This window comes from Pseudomonas sp. R9.37, assembly GCF_963878885.1.
GTDB lineage: Bacteria > Pseudomonadota > Gammaproteobacteria > Pseudomonadales > Pseudomonadaceae > Aquipseudomonas.
Map to the genome: position 1 here is coordinate 641,999 of NZ_CAWNZA010000032.1, position 18,411 is coordinate 660,409.

The window sequence follows — 18,411 nt, forward strand, 5'->3', positions numbered from 1 at the left end:
AGCGCCCGTCTACCGCCGTGTCGTGCCCGACTGGCGGCGCCATTCAATACCGAGGTTAGACATGTCCACCACCATCGCAAAAGCCAACCCCAAGGTCGGCTTTGTATCCCTGGGTTGCCCGAAGGCTCTGGTCGACTCCGAGCGCATCCTTACGCAACTGCGCATGGAAGGCTATGACGTCGTGTCCACGTACCAGGACGCTGACGTGGTGGTGGTCAACACCTGCGGCTTCATCGACTCGGCCAAGGCTGAGTCGCTGGAAGTGATTGGCGAAGCCATCAAGGAAAACGGCAAGGTCATCGTCACCGGCTGCATGGGCGTGGAAGAAGGCGCTATCCGCAACGTGCACCCAAGCGTGCTGGCCGTGACCGGCCCGCAGCAGTACGAGCAGGTGGTCAACGCCGTGCACGACGTAGTGCCGCCGCGTCAGGACCACAACCCGCTGATCGACCTGGTGCCGCCGCAAGGCATCAAGCTGACCCCGCGCCACTACGCGTACCTGAAAATTTCCGAAGGCTGCAACCACAGCTGCAGCTTCTGCATCATCCCGTCGATGCGCGGCAAGCTGGTCAGCCGCCCGGTGGGTGATGTGCTGGACGAGGCCCAGCGCCTGGTCAAATCCGGCGTCAAAGAGCTGTTGGTGATTTCCCAGGACACCAGCGCCTACGGCGTCGACGTGAAATACCGCACCGGCTTCTGGAACGGCGCGCCGGTGAAAACCCGCATGACCGAACTCTGCGAAGCCTTGAGCAGCCTCGGCGTATGGGTGCGCCTGCACTACGTTTATCCGTACCCGCACGTGGACGAGCTGATCCCGTTGATGGCCGCCGGCAAGATCCTGCCGTACCTGGACATCCCGTTCCAGCACGCCAGCCCGAAAATCCTCAAGGCCATGAAACGCCCGGCCTTTGAAGACAAGACCCTGGCGCGCATCAAGAACTGGCGCGAGATCTGCCCGGAGCTGATCATCCGCTCCACCTTCATCGTCGGCTTCCCCGGCGAAACCGAAGAAGACTTCCAGTACCTGCTGGACTGGCTGACCGAAGCGCAGCTGGACCGCGTCGGTTGCTTCCAGTACTCGCCGGTGGAAGGCGCTCCGGCCAATTTGCTCGACGCAGCCATCGTGCCGGATGAGGTCAAGCAAGACCGTTGGGAGCGCTTCATGGCGCACCAGCAGGCCATCAGCTCGGCACGCCTGCAACTGCGCATCGGCCGGGAGATCGAAGTGCTGATCGACGAAGTCGACGAGCAAGGCGCCGTAGGCCGTTGCTTCTTCGATGCGCCGGAAATCGACGGTAACGTGTTTATCGACGATGCCAGCGGTTTGAAGCCGGGCGACAAGGTCTGGTGCACCGTGACCGACGCCGACGAATACGACCTGTGGGCCGTCAAGCGCGACTAAAAAAACCTTAAAAGCCCCGCCTCTGGACAAGATGCGGGGCTTTTTTAGGTCTATCGTTTGCCCATTGGCGTAGAAACAGGCAAGAGGCAGCGGGCATGCGTCAGCTTTCGGCAATTCATACACCCAAACTCAGCGACTTCGCGCACCTGGCGCAGCTCTGGGAAGATTCGGTGCGGGCGACCCACGACTTTTTGCCGGACAGCTACATCGTGTTGCTCAAGGAGTTGGTGCTGACGCGCTACCTCGACTCGGTGATGCTGATCTGCACCAAGGACGCGCGCCAACGCATCACCGGGTTCGCCGGGGTGGCCTCAGGCAAGGTCGAGATGCTGTTTATCGACCCGCAACACCGTGGACAGGGCCTTGGCCGACAACTGCTGCGTTACGCGATCGAGCACATGAACGCCGACACACTGGACGTCAACGAACAGAACCCCCAGGCCCTGGGCTTTTACTTCAAGCAGGGCTTTGAGGTGATCGGCCGCGCAGAGCATGACGGCCTGGGCCAGCCATATCCGTTGCTGCACATGCGTTTACGCCAGCAGCAACTGCGCAGAGGCTGACGCAACACAGAATAAAATGTGGGGGCGGGCTTGCCTGCGAAAGCGGCAGCCTCATCAGCACACCTTGGGCTGATACACCGCCTTCGCGAGCAAGCCCGCTCCCACAGTGTGAACCGTGTATTGACCAATAAAGCCCCTGCGCTGAAATGGAGCCGGGATTAACCCGCGCCAGGCAGGTACAATAGCCGCCCCCTTTTGCTACGGCCCTTGTCATGACTGACCCCATACGCCTCTCCAAACGCCTTATCGAACTGGTCGGTTGCTCCCGTCGGGAGGCTGAGCTGTTTATCGAAGGCGGCTGGGTCTCGGTGGACGGCGAAGTGATCGACGAACCGCAGTTCAAGATCACCACCCAGAAGGTCGAGCTGGACCCAGAGGCCAAAGCCACTGCACCGGAGCCGGTGACCATTCTGCTGCACGCGCCGGTCGGCGTGGACGCGGAAACGGCGATGGCCTCGATCAGCGCCGAAACCCTGTCCGAAGAGCATCGCTTCAGCAAACGCCCGCTAAAGGGCCACTTCCTGCGCCTGACCGCCAGTGCCGACCTGCAAGCCAAGGCCAGCGGCCTGCTGGTGTTCACCCAGGACTGGAAGATTCTGCGCAAGTTGACCGCCGATGCCGCCAAGATCGAGCAGGAATACGTGGTAGAGGTTGAAGGCGACATGGTCGCCCACGGCCTCAATCGCCTGAACCACGGCCTGACTTACAAGGGCAAAGAGCTGCCCCCCGTGAAAGCCAGCTGGCAAAACGAAAACCGCCTGCGCTTTGCGATGAAAAACCCGCAACCGGGTGTGATCGCTCTGTTCTGCGAAGCCGTTGGCTTGAAAGTCATCGCCATCCGCCGCATCCGCATTGGCGGCGTGTCCATCGGCAAAGTGCCGGTCGGCCAATGGCGTTACCTGTCCGGCAAAGAGAAGTTCTAAGCCGCTGCCCCCTTTCTCGACGCCGCCTGACCGGGCGGTGTCCTCAGTTGAATACCAGGATTGCCCACCATGATTCACAACGACGTACTGCGCAGCGTGCGCTACATGCTCGACATCAGCGACAACAAGATGGTCGAGATCATCAAGCTCGGCGGCATGGACGTGACCAAGGAAGACCTGCTGACCTACCTCAAAAAAGATGAGGAAGAAGGTTTTGTGTTCTGCCCGGACGACGTCATGGCGCACTTCCTTGACGGCCTGGTGATTTTCAAGCGCGGCAAGGACGAAAGCCGTCCGCCGCAGCCGATCGAAACTCCGGTGACCAACAACATCATCCTGAAGAAGCTGCGCGTGGCCTTCGAATTGAAGGAGGACGACATGCACGCGATCCTCAAGGCTGCCGAGTTCCCGGTGTCCAAGCCAGAGCTGAGCGCGCTGTTCCGCAAGTTCGGCCACACCAACTACCGCCCGTGTGGCGACCAGTTGCTGCGTAACTTCCTCAAGGGCCTGACGCTGCGCGTCAGAGCTTAAGGGCAGCAACGAGCCTCAAGCTGCACGTTAACGCTTGCGGCTTGCAGCTTGTAACTTGAGGCTTCAGAAATGACCTACCACGTTTCGCCCGTCGGTTTCGTGCGCTCTTGCTTCAAGGAGAAGTTCGCCATCCCGCGCCAGCCGCAATTGGCGCCGGCCGCCCGTGGCGTGCTGGAGCTGGTGGCGCCGTTCGACAGCGGCGACGCGGTACAGGGCCTGGAGCAGGTCAGCCATGTGTGGCTGCTGTTTCTTTTTCATCAGGCCCTGGAAGACACGCCGCGCCTCAAAGTGCGGCCGCCACGCCTGGGCGGCAACACGTCCATGGGCGTGTTCGCCACCCGTGCAACGCACCGCCCGAACGGCATTGGCCAGTCGGTGGTGAAGCTGGACAAGGTCGAGCCCGGCCGGCTGTGGATTTCCGGGATTGATCTGCTTGATGGCACGCCCGTGTTGGATATCAAGCCGTATGTGCCGTATGCCGACATTATCGAGGGCGCCACCAACAGCATCGCCAGCAGCGCACCGCCGCTGATTCCCGTGCAGTGGCTGAAGACTGCCCTGTTCCAGGCACAAGGCCATGCTGAGCGCCTTGACGAGCCCTTGGTGGCGTTGATCGAGCAGTGTTTGGCGCAGGATCCACGGCCGGCGTATCAGACGCCTGGGCCGGAGCGCGAGTATGGAGCGCAGTTCTGGGATGTGGATGTGCGCTGGCACTATCCCGAGGCGGGCCTTATCTGTGTACTGGAAGTGGTTCCAGCTGAATAAACCGGAAACAAAATGTGGGAGGGGGCTTGCCCCCGATAGCGGTGGTACATTCAACATCTCTGTTGACTGACTTGGCGCCATCGGGGGCAAGCCCCCTCCCACATTTAGATCTTCTTTGTTGCACTGACTGTTTACTTTTCTACGAACGCACGCTCGATCAGATAATCACCCGGCTCACGCATACGCGGCGAAACCTTCAGGCCGAAGCTGTTCAGCACTTCGCTGGTTTCATCCAACATGCTTGGGCTGCCGCACAGCATGGCGCGGTCGTCTTCAGGGTTGATTGGTGGCAGGCCGATGTCGCTGAACAGCTTGCCGCTGCGCATCAGGTCGGTCAGGCGGCCTTCGTTTTCGAATGGCTCGCGGGTCACGGTCGGGTAGTAGATCAACTTGTCACGCAGGGCCTCGCCGAAGAATTCGTTCTGCGGCAGGTGCTCGGTGATGAATTCGCGGTAGGCGACTTCGTTGACGTAACGCACGCCGTGGCACAGGATCACTTTTTCGAAACGCTCGTAGGTTTCCGGGTCCTGGATCACGCTCATAAACGGCGCAAGGCCAGTACCGGTGCTGAGCAGGTACAGGTGTTTGCCCGGCTTCAAATCGTCAAGCACCAGGGTGCCTGTCGGTTTTTTGCTGATGATGATCTCGTCGCCTTCCTTCAAGTGCTGCAATTGGGAAGTCAGCGGGCCATCGGGCACCTTGATGCTGAAGAACTCCAGATGCTCTTCCCAGTTCGGGCTGGCAATGGAGTAAGCGCGCATGAGCGGGCGGCCATTTGGCTGTTGCAGGCCGATCATCACGAACTGACCGTTCTCAAAGCGCAGGCCCGGATCGCGGGTGCACTTGAAGCTGAACAGAGTGTCGTTCCAGTGATGAACACTGAGGACACGCTCGTGGTTCATGTTGCTCATGTACGGGGGACTCCTGGAAATGGGTCTGCGCCAAGATTGAGATGCGCAATTGCACAGCATTCTAATGGCGGCGACAATATCTGTTAACTGGATTATTAAGATAAGGGTTATCGGTTATATCGATATGCGATTTACTCTCCGTCAACTGCAAGTCTTCGTCGCCGTCGCCCAGCAGGAAAGCGTCTCCCGCGCTGCTGGCCTTCTGGCCTTATCTCAATCCGCCGCCAGCACCTCGATCACCGAGCTGGAGCGCCAATCCAGCTGCCAATTATTCGACCGCGCCGGCAAACGCCTGAGCCTGAACGCCCTCGGCCATCAGCTGTTGCCCCAGGCAGTGGCGCTGCTGGACCAGGCCAAGGAGATCGAGGACCTGCTCAACGGCAAGTCCGGCTTCGGCTCCCTGGCGGTCGGCGCCACCCTGACCATCGGCAATTACCTGGCGACGCTGTTGATCGGCAGCTTCATGCAGCAGCACCCCGAGAGCCAGGTGAAGCTGCATGTGCAGAACACTGCGCATATCGTGCATCAGGTAGCGCACTACGAAATTGACCTGGGTCTAATCGAAGGCGACTGCAGCCACCCGGACATCGAAGTGCAAACCTGGGTGGAAGATGAGCTGGTGGTGTTTTGCGCACCGCAGCATCACTTGGCCAAACGCGGCGTGGCAACCATGGAAGAGTTGACCCATGAAGCGTGGATCCTGCGCGAACAAGGCTCCGGCACGCGCCTGACCTTTGACCAGGCCATGCGTCACCACCGCAGCGCGCTGAATATCCGCCTGGAGCTGGAGCACACCGAGGCGATCAAACGTGCAGTGGAATCGGGCTTGGGGATTGGCTGCATTTCCCGGCTGGCGCTGCGCGATGCGTTCCGCCGCGGCAGCCTGGTGCCGGTGGAAACCCCGGACCTGGACCTGGCCCGGCAGTTTTACTTCATCTGGCATAAACAGAAGTACCAGACCTCGGCAATGCGCGAGTTTCTGGAACTGTGCCGCGCCTTCACCGCCGGGGTTCAGCGCAGCGACGAAATCGTACTGCCAAGCATCGCCTGATGCCTTAGATCAGAATCACGGCCCACACCAGGGTGATCATGGTCAGCGCCACGAATTGCGCGGCGCTGCCCATGTCCTTGGCGTTTTTCGACAGCGGGTGCAGGTCGAGGGAAATCCGGTCGATGGCCGCTTCCACCGCGGAGTTGAGCAACTCGACGATCAGGGCCAGCAGGCACACCGCGATGAGCAAGGCTCGCTCGACCCGGCTGACGTGCAGGAAAAAGCTCAGCGGAATCAGGATCACGTTGAGCAACACCAACTGACGGAATGCCGCCTCGCCAGTGAAGGCCGCACGCAAGCCATCCAGGGAATAGCCCCCTGCGTTGAAGATACGTTTGATACCGGTTTGACCCTTGAAAGGCGACATAGATGTAGGCAACTGAACCAAAGAAGTGGGGAAACTAGATCACGCAAAGTCAAAAAAGCGTGAATCGGCAATGTCTTAGTGCTGCGAAATTGACTCAAGTTGTTGCAAGAGCAACGCCGCCTGGGTGCGCGTGCGCACGCCCAGCTTGCGGAAAATCGCCGTCACATGGGCCTTGATGGTCGCTTCGGACACGCTCAATTCGTAAGCAATCTGCTTGTTCAGCAGACCTTCGCAGACCATGGTCAACACCCGAAATTGCTGGGGCGTCAGGCTGGCGAGGCCATCACGGGCAGCCTTGGCTTCGTCGGACACGTTGATTTCTTCAAACGCTTGCGGCGGCCAGGACACATCGCCGTCAAGCACGGTGCGCACGGCTTTCTGGATCGCTTCCATTGAACTGGACTTGGGAATGAAACCGCTGGCGCCAAACTCCTTGGAGCGCACCACTACGTCAGCTTCTTCCTGGGCCGAGACCATCACCACCGGGATCTGCGGGTATTGCCCGCGTAACAGCACAAGCCCGGAAAAACCGTAGGCACCGGGCATGTTCAGGTCGAGCAGCACCAGGTCCCAGTCGGATTTTTCGGTGAGTCGTGCTTCCAGCTCGGCAATGCTGGCCACTTCAACCAGCCGCACGTCCGGGCCAAGGCCCAGGGTTACCGCCTGATGCAGCGCACTGCGAAACAGCGGGTGGTCATCGGCTATCAGGATTTCGTATGTGGCCATTGATTAAATGATCCTGTTTTTTATGGCAGCCCTGACGGGTTCAGGGTTCGCCAGTACACAAGGCAACGGCCAGGCAGCCATCGCCACGGGGCAGGCTCAGCGTCAAAAACACCTGCAACGACGCTGAAAATTCACGGTTACGCCCCAATCGGCGCCCAGCATGCCCAGCGTAGCCTGGGGGGTCAAGCACTACGCCCGTGGGCATTTTAGCGAGTTGCAGGTTTGCAGTGCCATCATGCAAACGTCGTCTGGTCATACTGCCGGGACGTGGGGCGAGAGGCGCGCATGAACGCTGTCCTCCGGGTCCAGCGGCAACAGGAACTTGGCCGCCAGGTAATGGGTGCTGAATACGTCGAGGTAAGCATCCAGCACTTCACTGGCCGCTTGATCGCTTGCCAGCTCCAGGCACAGCGCGGCGACTTCGGCAGTGCAAAAATGATCATCCCGCTTGGAGCGACGCAGCTTGTAGCGCGACAGCTGTTCAGGCGCCAGGCTCAACACGGGCAAGTGTTCCAGGTAGGGGCTCTTGCGGAACATCTTGCGCGCTTCGCTCCAGGTGCCGTCCAGCAGGATGAACAACGGGCGCTTGCCCTCCTCCACGTTCACCTCACTGACCACCCGCTCTGGCGCGACGAATTCGCCGGGAAACACGATGTAGGGTTGCCACTGCGGGTCGGCCAGCAAGGTCAGCAACGCGGGATCGACCTCGGTGCGCGACCAGGCAAACGCGGTGGTGTCGTCAATCACATCAGCAATCAGCCAGCCGGTGTTGCTCGGCTTCATCGGTTCAACATCGTGCATCAGCAGGCACATTGCCGAGCGCGCTTCTACCTGCGGCCGCCAGGCACACAGGCAATATTCGGGAATCACCCGGCAGCCGGGGCAACGCTCGGCGCGCGAACCACGGTTGAGGAACGGGCGCACGGCCCGCGCCAGCCGTTGGGTACGCAAACGGGAAACGGCATGGCTCATCGGGCGTAACCCGTAGAAGGGAAAATCGACACTGGAGGAACTCGAGACAGGCTTAAGTGGCGGCAGTTTAGCAGAGCCGCCGGCACTTCTGAGCGATACGCCTGGCTGTAGTGGCAGGCGCTCACCTATAATTGCGCGCCACTGAACGCACAACGCAGTGGCTGGTCTATGCACCAGTAACCGAATCAGGAGATTTTCATGCTGCGTTCCATGCTGCGTCTTGTTGCCCCATCCGTCGCCCTTGCGCTGGTATTGCCCATGGGCGCCCACGCGGCCTCGTTGCTGGAGGCCCAAATGAACAGGAAGCTGCAAAGCGTCGCGGCCGAAAGCAACAAGGACCTGCCCCGGGAAATCGATGAAAAAACCCTGGAAGTGGCCTACACCGTTGAAGGCATGCAGCTGATCGATCACCTCAGCGTGCAACCTGACCGGGCCGAACAGATGCGCGCCAACCCCAAGGCCGTGTATTTCCAGCTGGGTCAAAGCGTGTGCCTGAACAAGGGTTACCGCGAGTTGATGGCCAAGGGCGCTGTGATGCGCTATGACATCTCCGAGAACAAGACCAACCGCCCGGTGGCGTCGGTCAAGTTTGTCGAAGCCGATTGCCCGGCACCTGCTGCAGCGAAGAAGAAAAAGTAACGATTGCTCCACCGTCGCGCGCTGCTGTCCTGTGGCGCGCACATCCCTCGCTGTCTTTGCTTGCCAACAACTAAACTGCTTGATGTGCGGCCAATAACCGGTTGCCAGCCAAGGGTTTTTCGGCTCATGATCAAGTCATCCCGACAGCCTGCTCCGCGCATTTTCCACGCCGTTCTGTAACATTTTCAGGGCAAAAGAGGGTTGCCCTCCTGCGACTTGCAGTGCAAAGGTTTCCAAATCACAAGGAACATACAGAGCCCGCTTTGCCGCTCGGTGCACACCGTGCAATGCCCCTGGCGTGCAGCGACACATGCAGTGTCGTGGCCGCGGACGAATACCTCGCCGAGGGCCCAGGTTCTTTGAAGAAGGAGAAGTTGAATGCCTTACGAATCGAATGACCGCCTGCTCCGTCATTTTGAAGAACACGGGACCGACCTCACTCAGCAGGTCGACGCGCAACTCCAGCTGGTCGCGCCCAGCAGCCCGAACATTCCCCTTTATCGCGACATGATCCTCACCGTTCTGCGCATGGCCCAGGACGATCGCAACCGTTGGAACGCCAAAATCACCTTGCAGGCGATCCGCGAGCTGGACAATGCCTTCCGCGTGCTCGAACAGTTCAAGGACCGCCGCAAGGTGACCGTGTTCGGCTCGGCGCGCACACCGGTTGAAAGCCCTTTGTATGCCTTGGCTCGGGAAGTCGGCGCCCAGCTGGCGCAATCGGACCTTATGGTGATCACCGGCGGTGGCGGCGGCATCATGGCGGCAGCCCACGAAGGCGCCGGCCTGGAGCACAGCCTGGGGTTCAACATTACCCTGCCGTTTGAGCAGCACGCCAACCCGACCATCGATGGCACCGAGAACCTGCTGTCCTTCCACTTCTTCTTCACCCGCAAGCTGTTTTTCGTCAAGGAAGCCGATGCGCTGGTGTTGTGCCCTGGCGGGTTCGGCACCCTGGATGAAGCGCTTGAAGTGCTCACCCTGATCCAGACCGGCAAAAGCCCACTGGTGCCAGTGGTACTGCTGGATGCTCCAGGCGGCGGCTTTTGGCAAGGGGCTCTGGACTTTATCCGCAGCCAGCTGGAGGCCAATCGTTATATCCTGCCCACTGACCTCAAGCTGGTCCGACTGGTACACAGTGCTGAAGCAGCAGTGGACGAAATTAACCAGTTCTATGCCAACTTCCACTCCACGCGCTGGTTGAAGCGTGAGTTTGTGGTGCGCATGAACCATCCGCTCAGTGAACGGGCGCTGGCCCATTTGCAAAGCGAGTTTGCCAGCCTGCGGCTGAGTGGTGAATTCCAGCAGCTTGCCTATACCGGCGAGGAACACGATGAGCCGAGGTTCAGCCATTTAACGCGCTTGGTGTTCAACTTCAATGGCCGGGATCAAGGCCGACTACGAGAGTTGGTGGATTACATCAACTTGCCGGAAAACTGGGCACAGGCTCAGGGGAAAGCGCAGCAGCGGGTAACGCCCGAGCCAGCATGATTTTTTGAAGGCAAAAAAAAAGGCCCACTATTTTCATAGTGGGCCTTTTTAATTTACCGAGTTCGATCAGGTACAGCAGATTCGATGTAGGAGCTGGCTTGCCTGCGATGGCATCATCGCGATCCTACTGGGAAACCGAAGTGTCCGCGTCGCAGTCAAGCCAGCGCCTACATTCTAAATTTCAGCAGCTCGAAAGCTCAGTCTTCCATGTCTCGGCCGCTTAGCAGGCGGCTGATCATGTCCATCGAAAACCCGCGATAACTCAGAAAGCGACCTTGCTTAGCACGCTCCCTGGCATCAATCGGAAGATGGCCGGCAAACTTGCGGCGCCAGGTGTCCTCGAGCTGCGACTGCCAACTGATACCGCACTCACGCAGGGCGAGGTCGATATCAGCGCGTTGCAGACCGCGCTGGCTCAGCTCCTCGCGAATTCGCGCCGGACCGTAGCCGGAGCGCGCGCGGTAGGAGACAAAGCTTTCCAGGTAACGCGCTTCCGACAGAAGCCCTTCTTCCGTTAAGCGGTCGAGGGCAGTTTCGATCATCTCGGGCTCTGCGCCGCGCTGACGCAGTTTACGCGTCAACTCGACTCGACCATGCTCGCGTCGAGCGAGCAGGTCCATCGCAGTGCGCCGAACGGCGACGAGTGTATCCAGTACAACAGTCATCGTTTGCTTCAGATGTCAGTATCAGCTTCTTCGACTTCTTCCACCGGCTCGCGATTGGCAGCAGCTTTCACGTCTGGCGCTGCGGTCAGCAACTTGTCGCGAATCTGCTTCTCGAGCGTGGCGGCGATATCCGGGTTGTCCGCCAGGAACTTGGCCGAGTTGGCCTTGCCCTGACCGATCTTGCTGCCGTTGTAGGCATACCAGGCGCCGGACTTCTCGACGAAACCGTGCAACACGCCCAGGTCGATCATCTCGCCGTTCAGGTAGATACCCTTGCCGTAGAGAATCTGGAACTCAGCCTGACGGAAAGGCGGAGCCACTTTGTTCTTCACGACTTTAACGCGGGTTTCGCTGCCGACAACCTCGTCACCTTCCTTCACCGCGCCGGTACGACGGATGTCCAGACGGACCGAAGCGTAGAACTTCAACGCGTTACCACCAGTGGTGGTTTCCGGGCTGCCGAACATCACGCCGATCTTCATACGGATCTGGTTGATGAAGATCACCAGGCAGTTGGCGTTCTTGATGTTACCGGTGATTTTACGCAGCGCCTGGGACATCAGGCGGGCTTGCAGGCCCACGTGCATGTCGCCCATTTCGCCTTCGATTTCAGCTTTCGGTACCAGGGCTGCCACGGAGTCGACCACGATCACGTCGATGGCGTTGGAGCGCACCAGCATGTCGGTGATTTCCAGGGCTTGCTCACCGGTGTCCGGCTGGGAAACCAGCAGATCATCTACGTTGACGCCCAGTTTGCCGGCGTATTCAGGATCGAGGGCGTGCTCGGCGTCGACGAACGCGCAGGTGGCGCCCATTTTTTGCGCCTGGGCAATCACCGACAGAGTCAGAGTGGTTTTACCGGAAGATTCAGGACCGTAGATTTCGACGATACGGCCTTTTGGCAGGCCGCCAATGCCGAGCGCGATGTCCAGACCCAGAGAGCCAGTGGAAATAGCCGGGATCGCCTGACGGTCGTGATCGCCCATACGCATTACGGCACCCTTGCCGAATTGACGTTCGATCTGACCCAGGGCCGCAGCCAAGGCTTTCTTCTTGTTGTCGTCCATTAAAGTCCTCACGTAATCAATAAGGCCTGACGGCCAACACCTGTATAAGTAGACAGTATTGTTCCACAAAGATCGAAGATCGCCTACCCCTGTTTTTCTATTTCTAGTGCAGCTCGTCGCAACAAGCCCTCAAGCGCGGCTTTTACCGTTTGTCGGCGGACCTCGTCGCGGTTGCCGGGGAAGTGCGCAAGCTCGGCCGTCACCTCTTCGCCAACGCCAAAAGCCAGCCAAACGGTGCCGACCGGTTTGTCCGGCGAACCGCCGTCAGGCCCGGCAACACCGCTGACCGCCACGGCAAAGCGCGACAGGCTTTTTTCCTGTGCACCACGGACCATCGCCTCCACCACTTCCTGGCTGACAGCGCCGACTTTGCCGAACAGTTTCTCGGGTACGCCCAGCTGCCGGGTCTTCTGCCGGTTGGAATAGGTGACATAGCCCGCCTCGAACCAGGCCGAACTGCCCGGAATCCGCGTGATGGCTTCGGCGATACCGCCGCCGGTGCACGACTCGGCAGTGGTGACGTGAGCATTAAGCACCTGCAAACGGCGACCCAGTTCAGCGGCCAGTTGAGTGATTTCCTTCACGGTCGACTCCAGAAGTAGGCGGGGATTTGCCTACCCTACAGGAGCAAATCGCACACGCAAGCGACAGACTGGATCAAGATGCTAACGCCCGACGGCGCGCACGTACGCTTGGCAGGCACGTAAGGCGATCAGGGCGTTATCGCCGTCGTCGGTGATGGCAATAATTCGCTGAGCATGCGCCGGGTCAAGTTGGGCTCGCGGGGTTGCATGAACCACGCCGCTGGCGGTGGCGGCGGTTGGCACTGAGCAATTGAGGCTGCGGTCGGTGGCGTCGAGAAGGACTGACAACCGCACATCAGCAGTGGCCAGGCGGTCGCGCAGAGCAGCTTGGTTATGTTGGGCATCGTTCAACTCCTGTACGTGTTGCTGATCGTTGGCGCTGAGCTGCTTCTCCAACGCCAACTGTTCTTTTTGCTCAGCCAGGTGTTGAAGCAAAACCGCCTGTGCCTGCACATCCGCCTGGCGCTCGAGCTGCGAGCCATAACGCCACGCCTGCACTTGCCAGGTCACGACCACCAGCAGGCAAACGCCGACCAGCCGTAACGCGCCTAAGAAACGCATAACACCGACTTGGCCCGCGCCCACACTTGCAAACGGTCCTCCAGCCCGTTCAGGCCGCCATTGATGCGGCGGGTAATGGTGGTGAACTGGTCTTTGTCGGCCAGCTCATTCAAGCCGTTGCTCTGCCAAAACCAAGCCGCGGACTCACATGCCCACTGTGGCTGTTCCAACAGCTGCGGCTGTCCCAGCAGGCGATCGTCGCCGAACAATGCCTGGCTGCACGCCAGGTAGTTACGCCGCCCGGTGATCTGGATCAGTCCCCTGCCCCGATACTTCTGGCCATCGCCGTCCGCTTCGGGGGTGTTGCCCAGGCGCGCGGCCAAAGTGCCGGTGTCGTATTTGCTGAGGTATTGGTCGCTGCCCAGTTCGCGCACGTAGCGCAGCTCACCGGATTCGTGGCCGACCTGCGCGAGGAAGGCAGCGATGCGCTTGGGTTGGCCGATCTGGAACCTGGACATTGCAGTGTTCAATGCGGACAAAAAAAGGCCCGCAACAGGGCGGGCTCCGGGCAGGATTTGAACCAGTTGAGAAAGCGTTATAGCCATGGGTCCTCACTCGGCCGCGGATAATCCGTTGGCCATGATCGTGCATCGATAGCTCTCGCTGCGCTTGCCACTGGAGGTCACCGTCTTGATCGACCAACGGCCGCGCATGAAGTCGGGCCACGATTCGTCCAGCAGCAACAGGCCTTCAGCGCCGAACAAGGGGTTTCCGGGGCAGATCACATTAACTTGCATCCCTTCGCGGCCCACTCGGCGCATCTCGCCCTCGGCAGCGGTTCTGGCTTCGGCCTCGTTCTGGTAACGCTGCGTCACCACCTTGAACGGCGCGATGCCCACCTGCACCACTCGTTGTTTACCGGCTGCCGCGTCCCACCAGGACGTTTGTGCGCCCAGGTAAGTAGCGCGGCTGGTTTGGGTAAAGCTGGCGGTGATAAACGCGCGATCACCCGGACGATTATCGCGGGTGATCGACAACGGCACGACCGGCAAGACCTTGCCCGACAGCGATTTCGTCTGCCCTTTGCGGCCCAGCACATACAGCTCGTCGACAGGCTTGGCCACGGCATCGAAGCGATTGGCCAGACGCGTGAGAAACGCCATGTCACTTTCATTGGTCTGGTCGATGTGCGGGATATGCTCGCCTTCCAGATCAGGCGCCACGCGCGGTGAAAAACCGTAGCGCGTGGTCAATTGGCGAAACAGCGCACCCAGGCTGATCGGCCCGTGACTGGCGGTGCGTCGCTTCTTGAATTCGGGCTCATCAAAGGGCGCCGCCGTCGCCACCAGCACCAGACGCAGCGGGAACAGTGACGGTGTGCGCTGGGTGATTTTGAAGCGGCCCTTGTCCACCAGGCCCGACTCCCGATACCCGATGCGCAGGCCGATACGCCCGCCCAGGCTGGGCAGCCCTTCAAGGCCCTCGATGTCGAGTGTCAGCTTGAGCTGGTCGGACGTAAACCCGGCCATGTCGGTATGCTCCCACTCCAATAGCCGCTCATTGAGGAGCGCGGCATTGGCACCGTAAATCTCCACCACGGGTGTAAATCCAAGTGTCATGGTTGCTCCTTAATCCCAGGCCGTAACCGGCTGCCTGGCCACGGGCTGGGTATCCAGCTCAGGCACAATCACATTGACGCCTGCCGGCAATACCGCGCCCTGTTCGGCCAACTGCGGGTTCAAGCGCCACAGCACCTCTTCGGCGGCATCATCACAGCGACCGAGCTCGCGATAGAGCAACAGGTTGACCGAGTCACCGGCAATACTTCGTACCTTACGCATTGACGAACTCCTCCAGTACCAACACCCAATTGACCACCATGGCCGTGCCGTCATCGATCACACAGGACTGTTTTTCGTCCACCGATTTGATGGTCCACAGCCCCCAGTTCAGGCCTACGCCATCGACCAGCGGCAACGGCACACGCTGGGCTTGCAGCGCACGCAATTCGTCCATCCGCGACATGCCCAGCGCGCGTGCAGCCTTGCCGCCGAATGACAGCGTTTCGAGCGCCTGGCCAACTTGGGTGGATTTGGGCTTGCCGGAAACGATATCCAGGCTGCCCCAACCCCCACTGCTCAAACGGTCCAGGGTGTCGTAGGCGAACCCACGGGACAGCCCGAAAATAAACGGGCCCAACGCCATTTGTTGTCGCATCACACCACTCCTGTATCGGTCAGGGCCGAGTCACGTCGCGTCGCCAGCAGGCTGTCCATCGACAGCGGCGAGAATTGCGCTTCGATCTGTTGCACCACGATCGCGGCCAGTTGTTGTGGGTTGGCCTGCTCGGGTGCGTTGATGGTGATTTGCGGTGCGAAGTTGACTTGGCGGTTGTCGGCTTGAGCGCTACTGAGGTTTTTGCTGGTCCGGCCAGGTGATGGCAGACGGTCATCGGAGCCCATCAGTTTTTCACTCAGCCAGGCGCCGATATCACTGCCGGCAAACGTACCCAGCGCCCCCCCGACCACTTTGCCGATGGCACCGCCAGCGACACCGCCCATGACCCCGCCCAGCACTGTGCCAGCCCCCGGCACCACCGAACCGATCGCCGCCCCGGCGAGCGTGCCGAGCGCGCGGCCAACGGCCATGCCCGCAAATTCGCCAGCAACGCCACCGGCAACACCGCCGCCGACTGACCCTACCGTGGTGCCGACGGCTTTACCCAGGTTCCCCGACATCGCGCCCTGGACAAGGTCAATGCCAGCACCCGCCAGCACCACGCCAAGGGAGCCACTTCGCGCGAACTTGCTGGCTCTCGCGGTTCGTGAAGGCTTGTCTGCCGAGCGATCACCGCGCGGCGTTTTGTGACCTTTGGGTGTGTTCTGGCTGGCTGGCGCGCTCACCTTGCCTGGTGTGGTATCGCCGCCTCCGAGAATCTTGCCGGCGACCTTCTCGAACACCTTGTCCTTCACCGCATCGAACACACCAGAAAACACCGGCCCCAACGCCGCGCCAGCCAGCGTTACAGCGGCCGTGGTCTTGGGCAGCGCCTCGGCCAACCAGCCCACGCCCGTCACCAGCCCGGTCATCGCGGTTAGCGAGGTGTCCACGATCGGCGCCAGCGCGGCATCCTTGGCGGTATCCAGCCGCGTGGTGCTGGCCTCGAAGGCTTGACGACGTGCTTGTGTGGAGTCTGCGCGAACCGCTGCCGAACGCAGGACCGAGCCTTGTTCGCCAAGTGCCGACGTCGCGTACACCGACTTGTCGGCCACCAGCGTAAACGCCTGCTTTACCGTGTCGATGGCGGGCACCAGGCTCAGAATCGACTGATTGCCATCGAACAATTGAGTGGCCAACGCCGCTTGTTTCTCAGCCGGTTGCGCCTTGAGCGCTTCAAGCACCGTGAGCAGGGTCTGGGGCGCATCCTGCTGCATCCCGCCAGCGAGCAACGTGGGATCAAGCTTGAGCGCCGCCCACGCGTTGCGCTGGCTTTCAGAAGCGCCGTCGCCTTTGGCCAGGGTGCTGCTGATTTTCTCCAGCCCGACACCGGCTGCACTCTTGCTGTTGCCGGCACTGAGCAATGCCGCCGAAAGCGCCGCTGCCTGCTCGGGGCTCATGCCCGCGGCGGTGGCCGTCCCCCCTGCGCGCTGCACAATAGCGCCGATATCCGCCGCTTCTGCCTTGAGCGAAACGTGGGTGCCCAACACATTGGTCGCGTCAGCCAGGTCCCGGGTTTGCTCGCGGTCGATTTTCATCGACTCGCGCCAGCCGCCCATCATGTCGCCGGCATTTTTGACGTCGACCTTGAAGGCCGTCGCCATGATGGCTGCGTCGCGGGCGAACTGGGTCAGGTCGTCCTGACGAGCCGCGCGGTCGATATTGCCCGAGGCATCCTTGCGGTCGCTGCCGATGCCGGACCGGGCGGCCACATACTCGACCTGTGCCAGGTCCACGGCGCTTGCACCGCTCGCCGCTACCATCGGTTCCGACGCCATGGCCAAGTTGGTTTCGCGCAGTTGTTTGCGCTGGCGGCCGACAAACATCAACAACTGATCCAGGTCAGTCATCGCGGCATCCAGTGCCTGCGAGGGTTTGCGCGCCTCAGCGGGGGCTGCAGCTTTTGCTGCTCCCGCGCCTTCGCCAGCTTCAACTTGCCGGGCGTCCATCATCTTGAGCAGTGAGGCGTTGAACAGCTCGAGGGTATTCACCAGCCGATCCTGCCCCGCCGCCAGGAGATTGATCTCAAGGCTGGCAGTCGCCAGGGCCAACCCCAGACTCGCGGCCTCTACCGGCATCGCGCCCGAGGGCCCGGCGAGTGTTGACGCAATGGGTTTGATACTGGCCTGCGCCACTGCGGTGTCACGTGAGCCCAGCGTCAGCTCGCCTTCCGTGGCGATGGCTGACGGGCTTGCATGGTTATTGCCTGCCATACCGCTCTACTCCTGTTTGACGCCAAGGCGAGTGATCGCGATGTCGTAGCGGCGCAATGCTTTTCCGGCGTCCCAGTCGAGGATCTCCGCCTCATTGACCGAGTAAATCAGTGGCACCACATCGAGGATCACTTCGATGTCGCGCTCCGAAAGAAGTCCGCCGGTTTGTTTAAAAAATCGTCGATGCGCTCCTGCAGTTCCGTCCAGTCGGGAACGGTCAGCCCGGCCAGGTCAGGGATCATCAGGCCGGTGCAGTGAGCGGTGATGAATTCGGCGCGTTCTTTGTTGGTGGCGAGTTTCTTCATGGCCTTGGTGGCACGCAGGGCAGGCATTTCCAGGCTCAGTGCGGTCAGGTTGCGGCCGGCGGCATCGAGGGGCAGCAGCAGGTGCACCTGTTCCTGCTGCGACGGCTCATCGCGTTCGCCGAGGAAGAACGACGCTGGGCGCGTCGACATTTCGTGCACGTACTGAGCAATGCTCACGTAGTCCGGGCGCTTGAGCTGATCGAGTTCTTTTTCCGACAGGCCGGTGGCGAGTTTTGCCAGTTCAAAAAACTGGTCGTCCTCGTCATCACCGGCCCGGGCGAGTGCAGCTTTTTGCGCGGCGTAGAACAGCGGCTTGAGTTGAATCTGCTGGATCGTCGCGCCAGTGTCGGCGGTGATCGGAGACAGCAGAATGTGCAGCGGTGGCATCCAGGCCATGGGGTAATTCCTTGTTTAAGCGTTGTTGAAATCTCAGGATGAGCGCCGTCAATGTGGGAGCCGGGCTTGCCCGCGATGGCATCACCGCGCAGCACCTGATAAACCGAGTCGCCTGCATCGCA

Annotated in this window: 23 protein-coding genes; 8 read left to right on the forward strand and 15 right to left on the reverse strand. The window is 60.5% G+C overall.

The features are described 5' to 3' along the window. Positions 1-61 precede the first annotated feature (61 nt). From rimO to tsaA, 5 genes are all read left to right on the forward strand, one after another. Positions 62-1,402 carry a 30S ribosomal protein S12 methylthiotransferase RimO gene (gene rimO / locus AACU78_RS18785; protein WP_106577227.1) on the forward strand — a complete coding sequence of 447 codons (1,341 nt, stop codon included), beginning with the start codon at positions 62-64 and terminating at the stop codon, positions 1,400-1,402. A 95-nt stretch (positions 1,403-1,497) separates the two neighbouring features. Further along, positions 1,498-1,965, forward strand: coding sequence for a GNAT family N-acetyltransferase (locus tag AACU78_RS18790; RefSeq protein ID WP_106577228.1), 468 nt, complete (start codon positions 1,498-1,500; stop codon positions 1,963-1,965). Positions 1,966-2,177: 212 nt separating this feature from the next. Further along, entirely contained in the window at positions 2,178-2,888 is a 711-nt protein-coding gene (locus AACU78_RS18795) for an rRNA pseudouridine synthase (RefSeq protein ID WP_106577229.1), read from the forward strand. A gap of 69 nt (positions 2,889-2,957) precedes the next feature. Next, positions 2,958-3,419: a YehS family protein gene (locus AACU78_RS18800; protein ID WP_034118394.1), complete on the forward strand. Its 462-nt coding sequence runs from the start codon at positions 2,958-2,960 to the stop codon at positions 3,417-3,419. Between the two features lie 69 nt (positions 3,420-3,488). Then, positions 3,489-4,184 carry a tRNA (N6-threonylcarbamoyladenosine(37)-N6)-methyltransferase TrmO gene (gene tsaA / locus AACU78_RS18805; RefSeq protein ID WP_106577230.1) on the forward strand — a complete coding sequence of 232 codons (696 nt, stop codon included), beginning with the start codon at positions 3,489-3,491 and terminating at the stop codon, positions 4,182-4,184. 131 nt (positions 4,185-4,315) lie between these two features. Here tsaA and fpr read toward each other — a convergent pair whose 3' ends face one another. Continuing rightward, positions 4,316-5,095: a ferredoxin-NADP reductase gene (gene fpr, locus AACU78_RS18810; RefSeq protein ID WP_003189055.1), complete on the reverse strand. Its 780-nt coding sequence runs from the start codon at positions 5,093-5,095 to the stop codon at positions 4,316-4,318. A 124-nt stretch (positions 5,096-5,219) separates the two neighbouring features. Between fpr and AACU78_RS18815 the strand changes: the two genes are divergently transcribed. Further along, complete coding sequence (locus AACU78_RS18815) at positions 5,220-6,146, forward strand: LysR family transcriptional regulator (RefSeq protein ID WP_169368331.1); 927 nt, start codon at positions 5,220-5,222, stop codon at positions 6,144-6,146. 4 nt (positions 6,147-6,150) lie between these two features. On the opposite strand, the gene AACU78_RS18820 is transcribed toward AACU78_RS18815, so the two are convergent. The 3 genes from AACU78_RS18820 to AACU78_RS18830 form a co-directional block, all read right to left on the reverse strand. Then, positions 6,151-6,513: a diacylglycerol kinase gene (locus AACU78_RS18820; protein ID WP_094949927.1), complete on the reverse strand. Its 363-nt coding sequence runs from the start codon at positions 6,511-6,513 to the stop codon at positions 6,151-6,153. A gap of 75 nt (positions 6,514-6,588) precedes the next feature. Further along, positions 6,589-7,239, reverse strand: coding sequence for a response regulator transcription factor ErdR (gene erdR, locus AACU78_RS18825; RefSeq protein WP_106577231.1), 651 nt, complete (start codon positions 7,237-7,239; stop codon positions 6,589-6,591). A gap of 252 nt (positions 7,240-7,491) precedes the next feature. Further along, positions 7,492-8,211, reverse strand: coding sequence for a tRNA-uridine aminocarboxypropyltransferase (locus AACU78_RS18830; RefSeq protein WP_106577232.1), 720 nt, complete (start codon positions 8,209-8,211; stop codon positions 7,492-7,494). Between the two features lie 198 nt (positions 8,212-8,409). Here AACU78_RS18830 and AACU78_RS18835 point away from each other — a divergent pair, with 198 nt between their 5' ends. Both AACU78_RS18835 and AACU78_RS18840 read left to right on the forward strand, forming a co-directional pair. After that, the gene (locus AACU78_RS18835; protein WP_106577233.1) at positions 8,410-8,850 is read left to right on the forward strand and encodes a PA3611 family quorum-sensing-regulated virulence factor; all 441 of its coding nucleotides are present in this window, start codon (positions 8,410-8,412) and stop codon (positions 8,848-8,850) included. 378 nt (positions 8,851-9,228) lie between these two features. Continuing rightward, positions 9,229-10,341 carry an LOG family protein gene (locus AACU78_RS18840; RefSeq protein ID WP_106577234.1) on the forward strand — a complete coding sequence of 371 codons (1,113 nt, stop codon included), beginning with the start codon at positions 9,229-9,231 and terminating at the stop codon, positions 10,339-10,341. Positions 10,342-10,538: 197 nt separating this feature from the next. Here the strand turns inward: AACU78_RS18840 and recX are convergent, their stop codons facing one another. The 11 genes from recX to AACU78_RS18895 form a co-directional block, all read right to left on the reverse strand. Then, a complete protein-coding gene (recX, locus tag AACU78_RS18845) occupies positions 10,539-11,006 on the reverse strand; it encodes a recombination regulator RecX (protein ID WP_017137076.1) in 468 nt (155 codons plus the stop codon). 8 nt (positions 11,007-11,014) lie between these two features. Further along, positions 11,015-12,073, reverse strand: a complete 1,059-nt coding sequence (recA, locus tag AACU78_RS18850; protein WP_003189042.1) for a recombinase RecA — start codon at positions 12,071-12,073, stop codon at positions 11,015-11,017. Between the two features lie 83 nt (positions 12,074-12,156). Then, positions 12,157-12,657: a CinA family protein gene (locus AACU78_RS18855; RefSeq protein ID WP_106577235.1), complete on the reverse strand. Its 501-nt coding sequence runs from the start codon at positions 12,655-12,657 to the stop codon at positions 12,157-12,159. 81 nt (positions 12,658-12,738) lie between these two features. Further along, positions 12,739-13,218, reverse strand: a complete 480-nt coding sequence (locus AACU78_RS18860) for a lysis system i-spanin subunit Rz (protein ID WP_106577236.1) — start codon at positions 13,216-13,218, stop codon at positions 12,739-12,741. Continuing rightward, a complete protein-coding gene (locus AACU78_RS18865) occupies positions 13,206-13,763 on the reverse strand; it encodes a glycoside hydrolase family 19 protein (protein WP_106577237.1) in 558 nt (185 codons plus the stop codon). The genes AACU78_RS18860 and AACU78_RS18865 overlap by 13 nt, the downstream gene beginning before the upstream one ends. Before the next feature lie 6 nt (positions 13,764-13,769). After that, positions 13,770-14,777, reverse strand: a complete 1,008-nt coding sequence (locus tag AACU78_RS18870; RefSeq protein ID WP_106577238.1) for a contractile injection system protein, VgrG/Pvc8 family — start codon at positions 14,775-14,777, stop codon at positions 13,770-13,772. Between the two features lie 9 nt (positions 14,778-14,786). Next, on the reverse strand, positions 14,787-14,999 hold the full coding sequence (locus AACU78_RS18875) for a tail protein X (protein WP_106577239.1): 213 nt from the start codon (positions 14,997-14,999) through the stop codon (positions 14,787-14,789). Beyond that, positions 14,992-15,375 carry a phage tail protein gene (locus AACU78_RS18880; protein WP_106577240.1) on the reverse strand — a complete coding sequence of 128 codons (384 nt, stop codon included), beginning with the start codon at positions 15,373-15,375 and terminating at the stop codon, positions 14,992-14,994. The genes AACU78_RS18875 and AACU78_RS18880 overlap by 8 nt, the downstream gene beginning before the upstream one ends. After that, positions 15,375-17,588 carry a phage tail tape measure protein gene (locus AACU78_RS18885; protein ID WP_106577241.1) on the reverse strand — a complete coding sequence of 738 codons (2,214 nt, stop codon included), beginning with the start codon at positions 17,586-17,588 and terminating at the stop codon, positions 15,375-15,377. Before AACU78_RS18885 ends, AACU78_RS18880 begins: the two co-directional genes overlap by 1 nt. A gap of 6 nt (positions 17,589-17,594) precedes the next feature. Beyond that, entirely contained in the window at positions 17,595-17,720 is a 126-nt protein-coding gene (locus AACU78_RS18890; RefSeq protein ID WP_017844653.1) for a hypothetical protein, read from the reverse strand. Further along, the gene (locus tag AACU78_RS18895) at positions 17,717-18,289 is read right to left on the reverse strand and encodes a phage tail assembly protein (RefSeq protein WP_106577242.1); all 573 of its coding nucleotides are present in this window, start codon (positions 18,287-18,289) and stop codon (positions 17,717-17,719) included. Before AACU78_RS18895 ends, AACU78_RS18890 begins: the two co-directional genes overlap by 4 nt. Between the last annotated feature and the right edge of the window lie 122 nt (positions 18,290-18,411).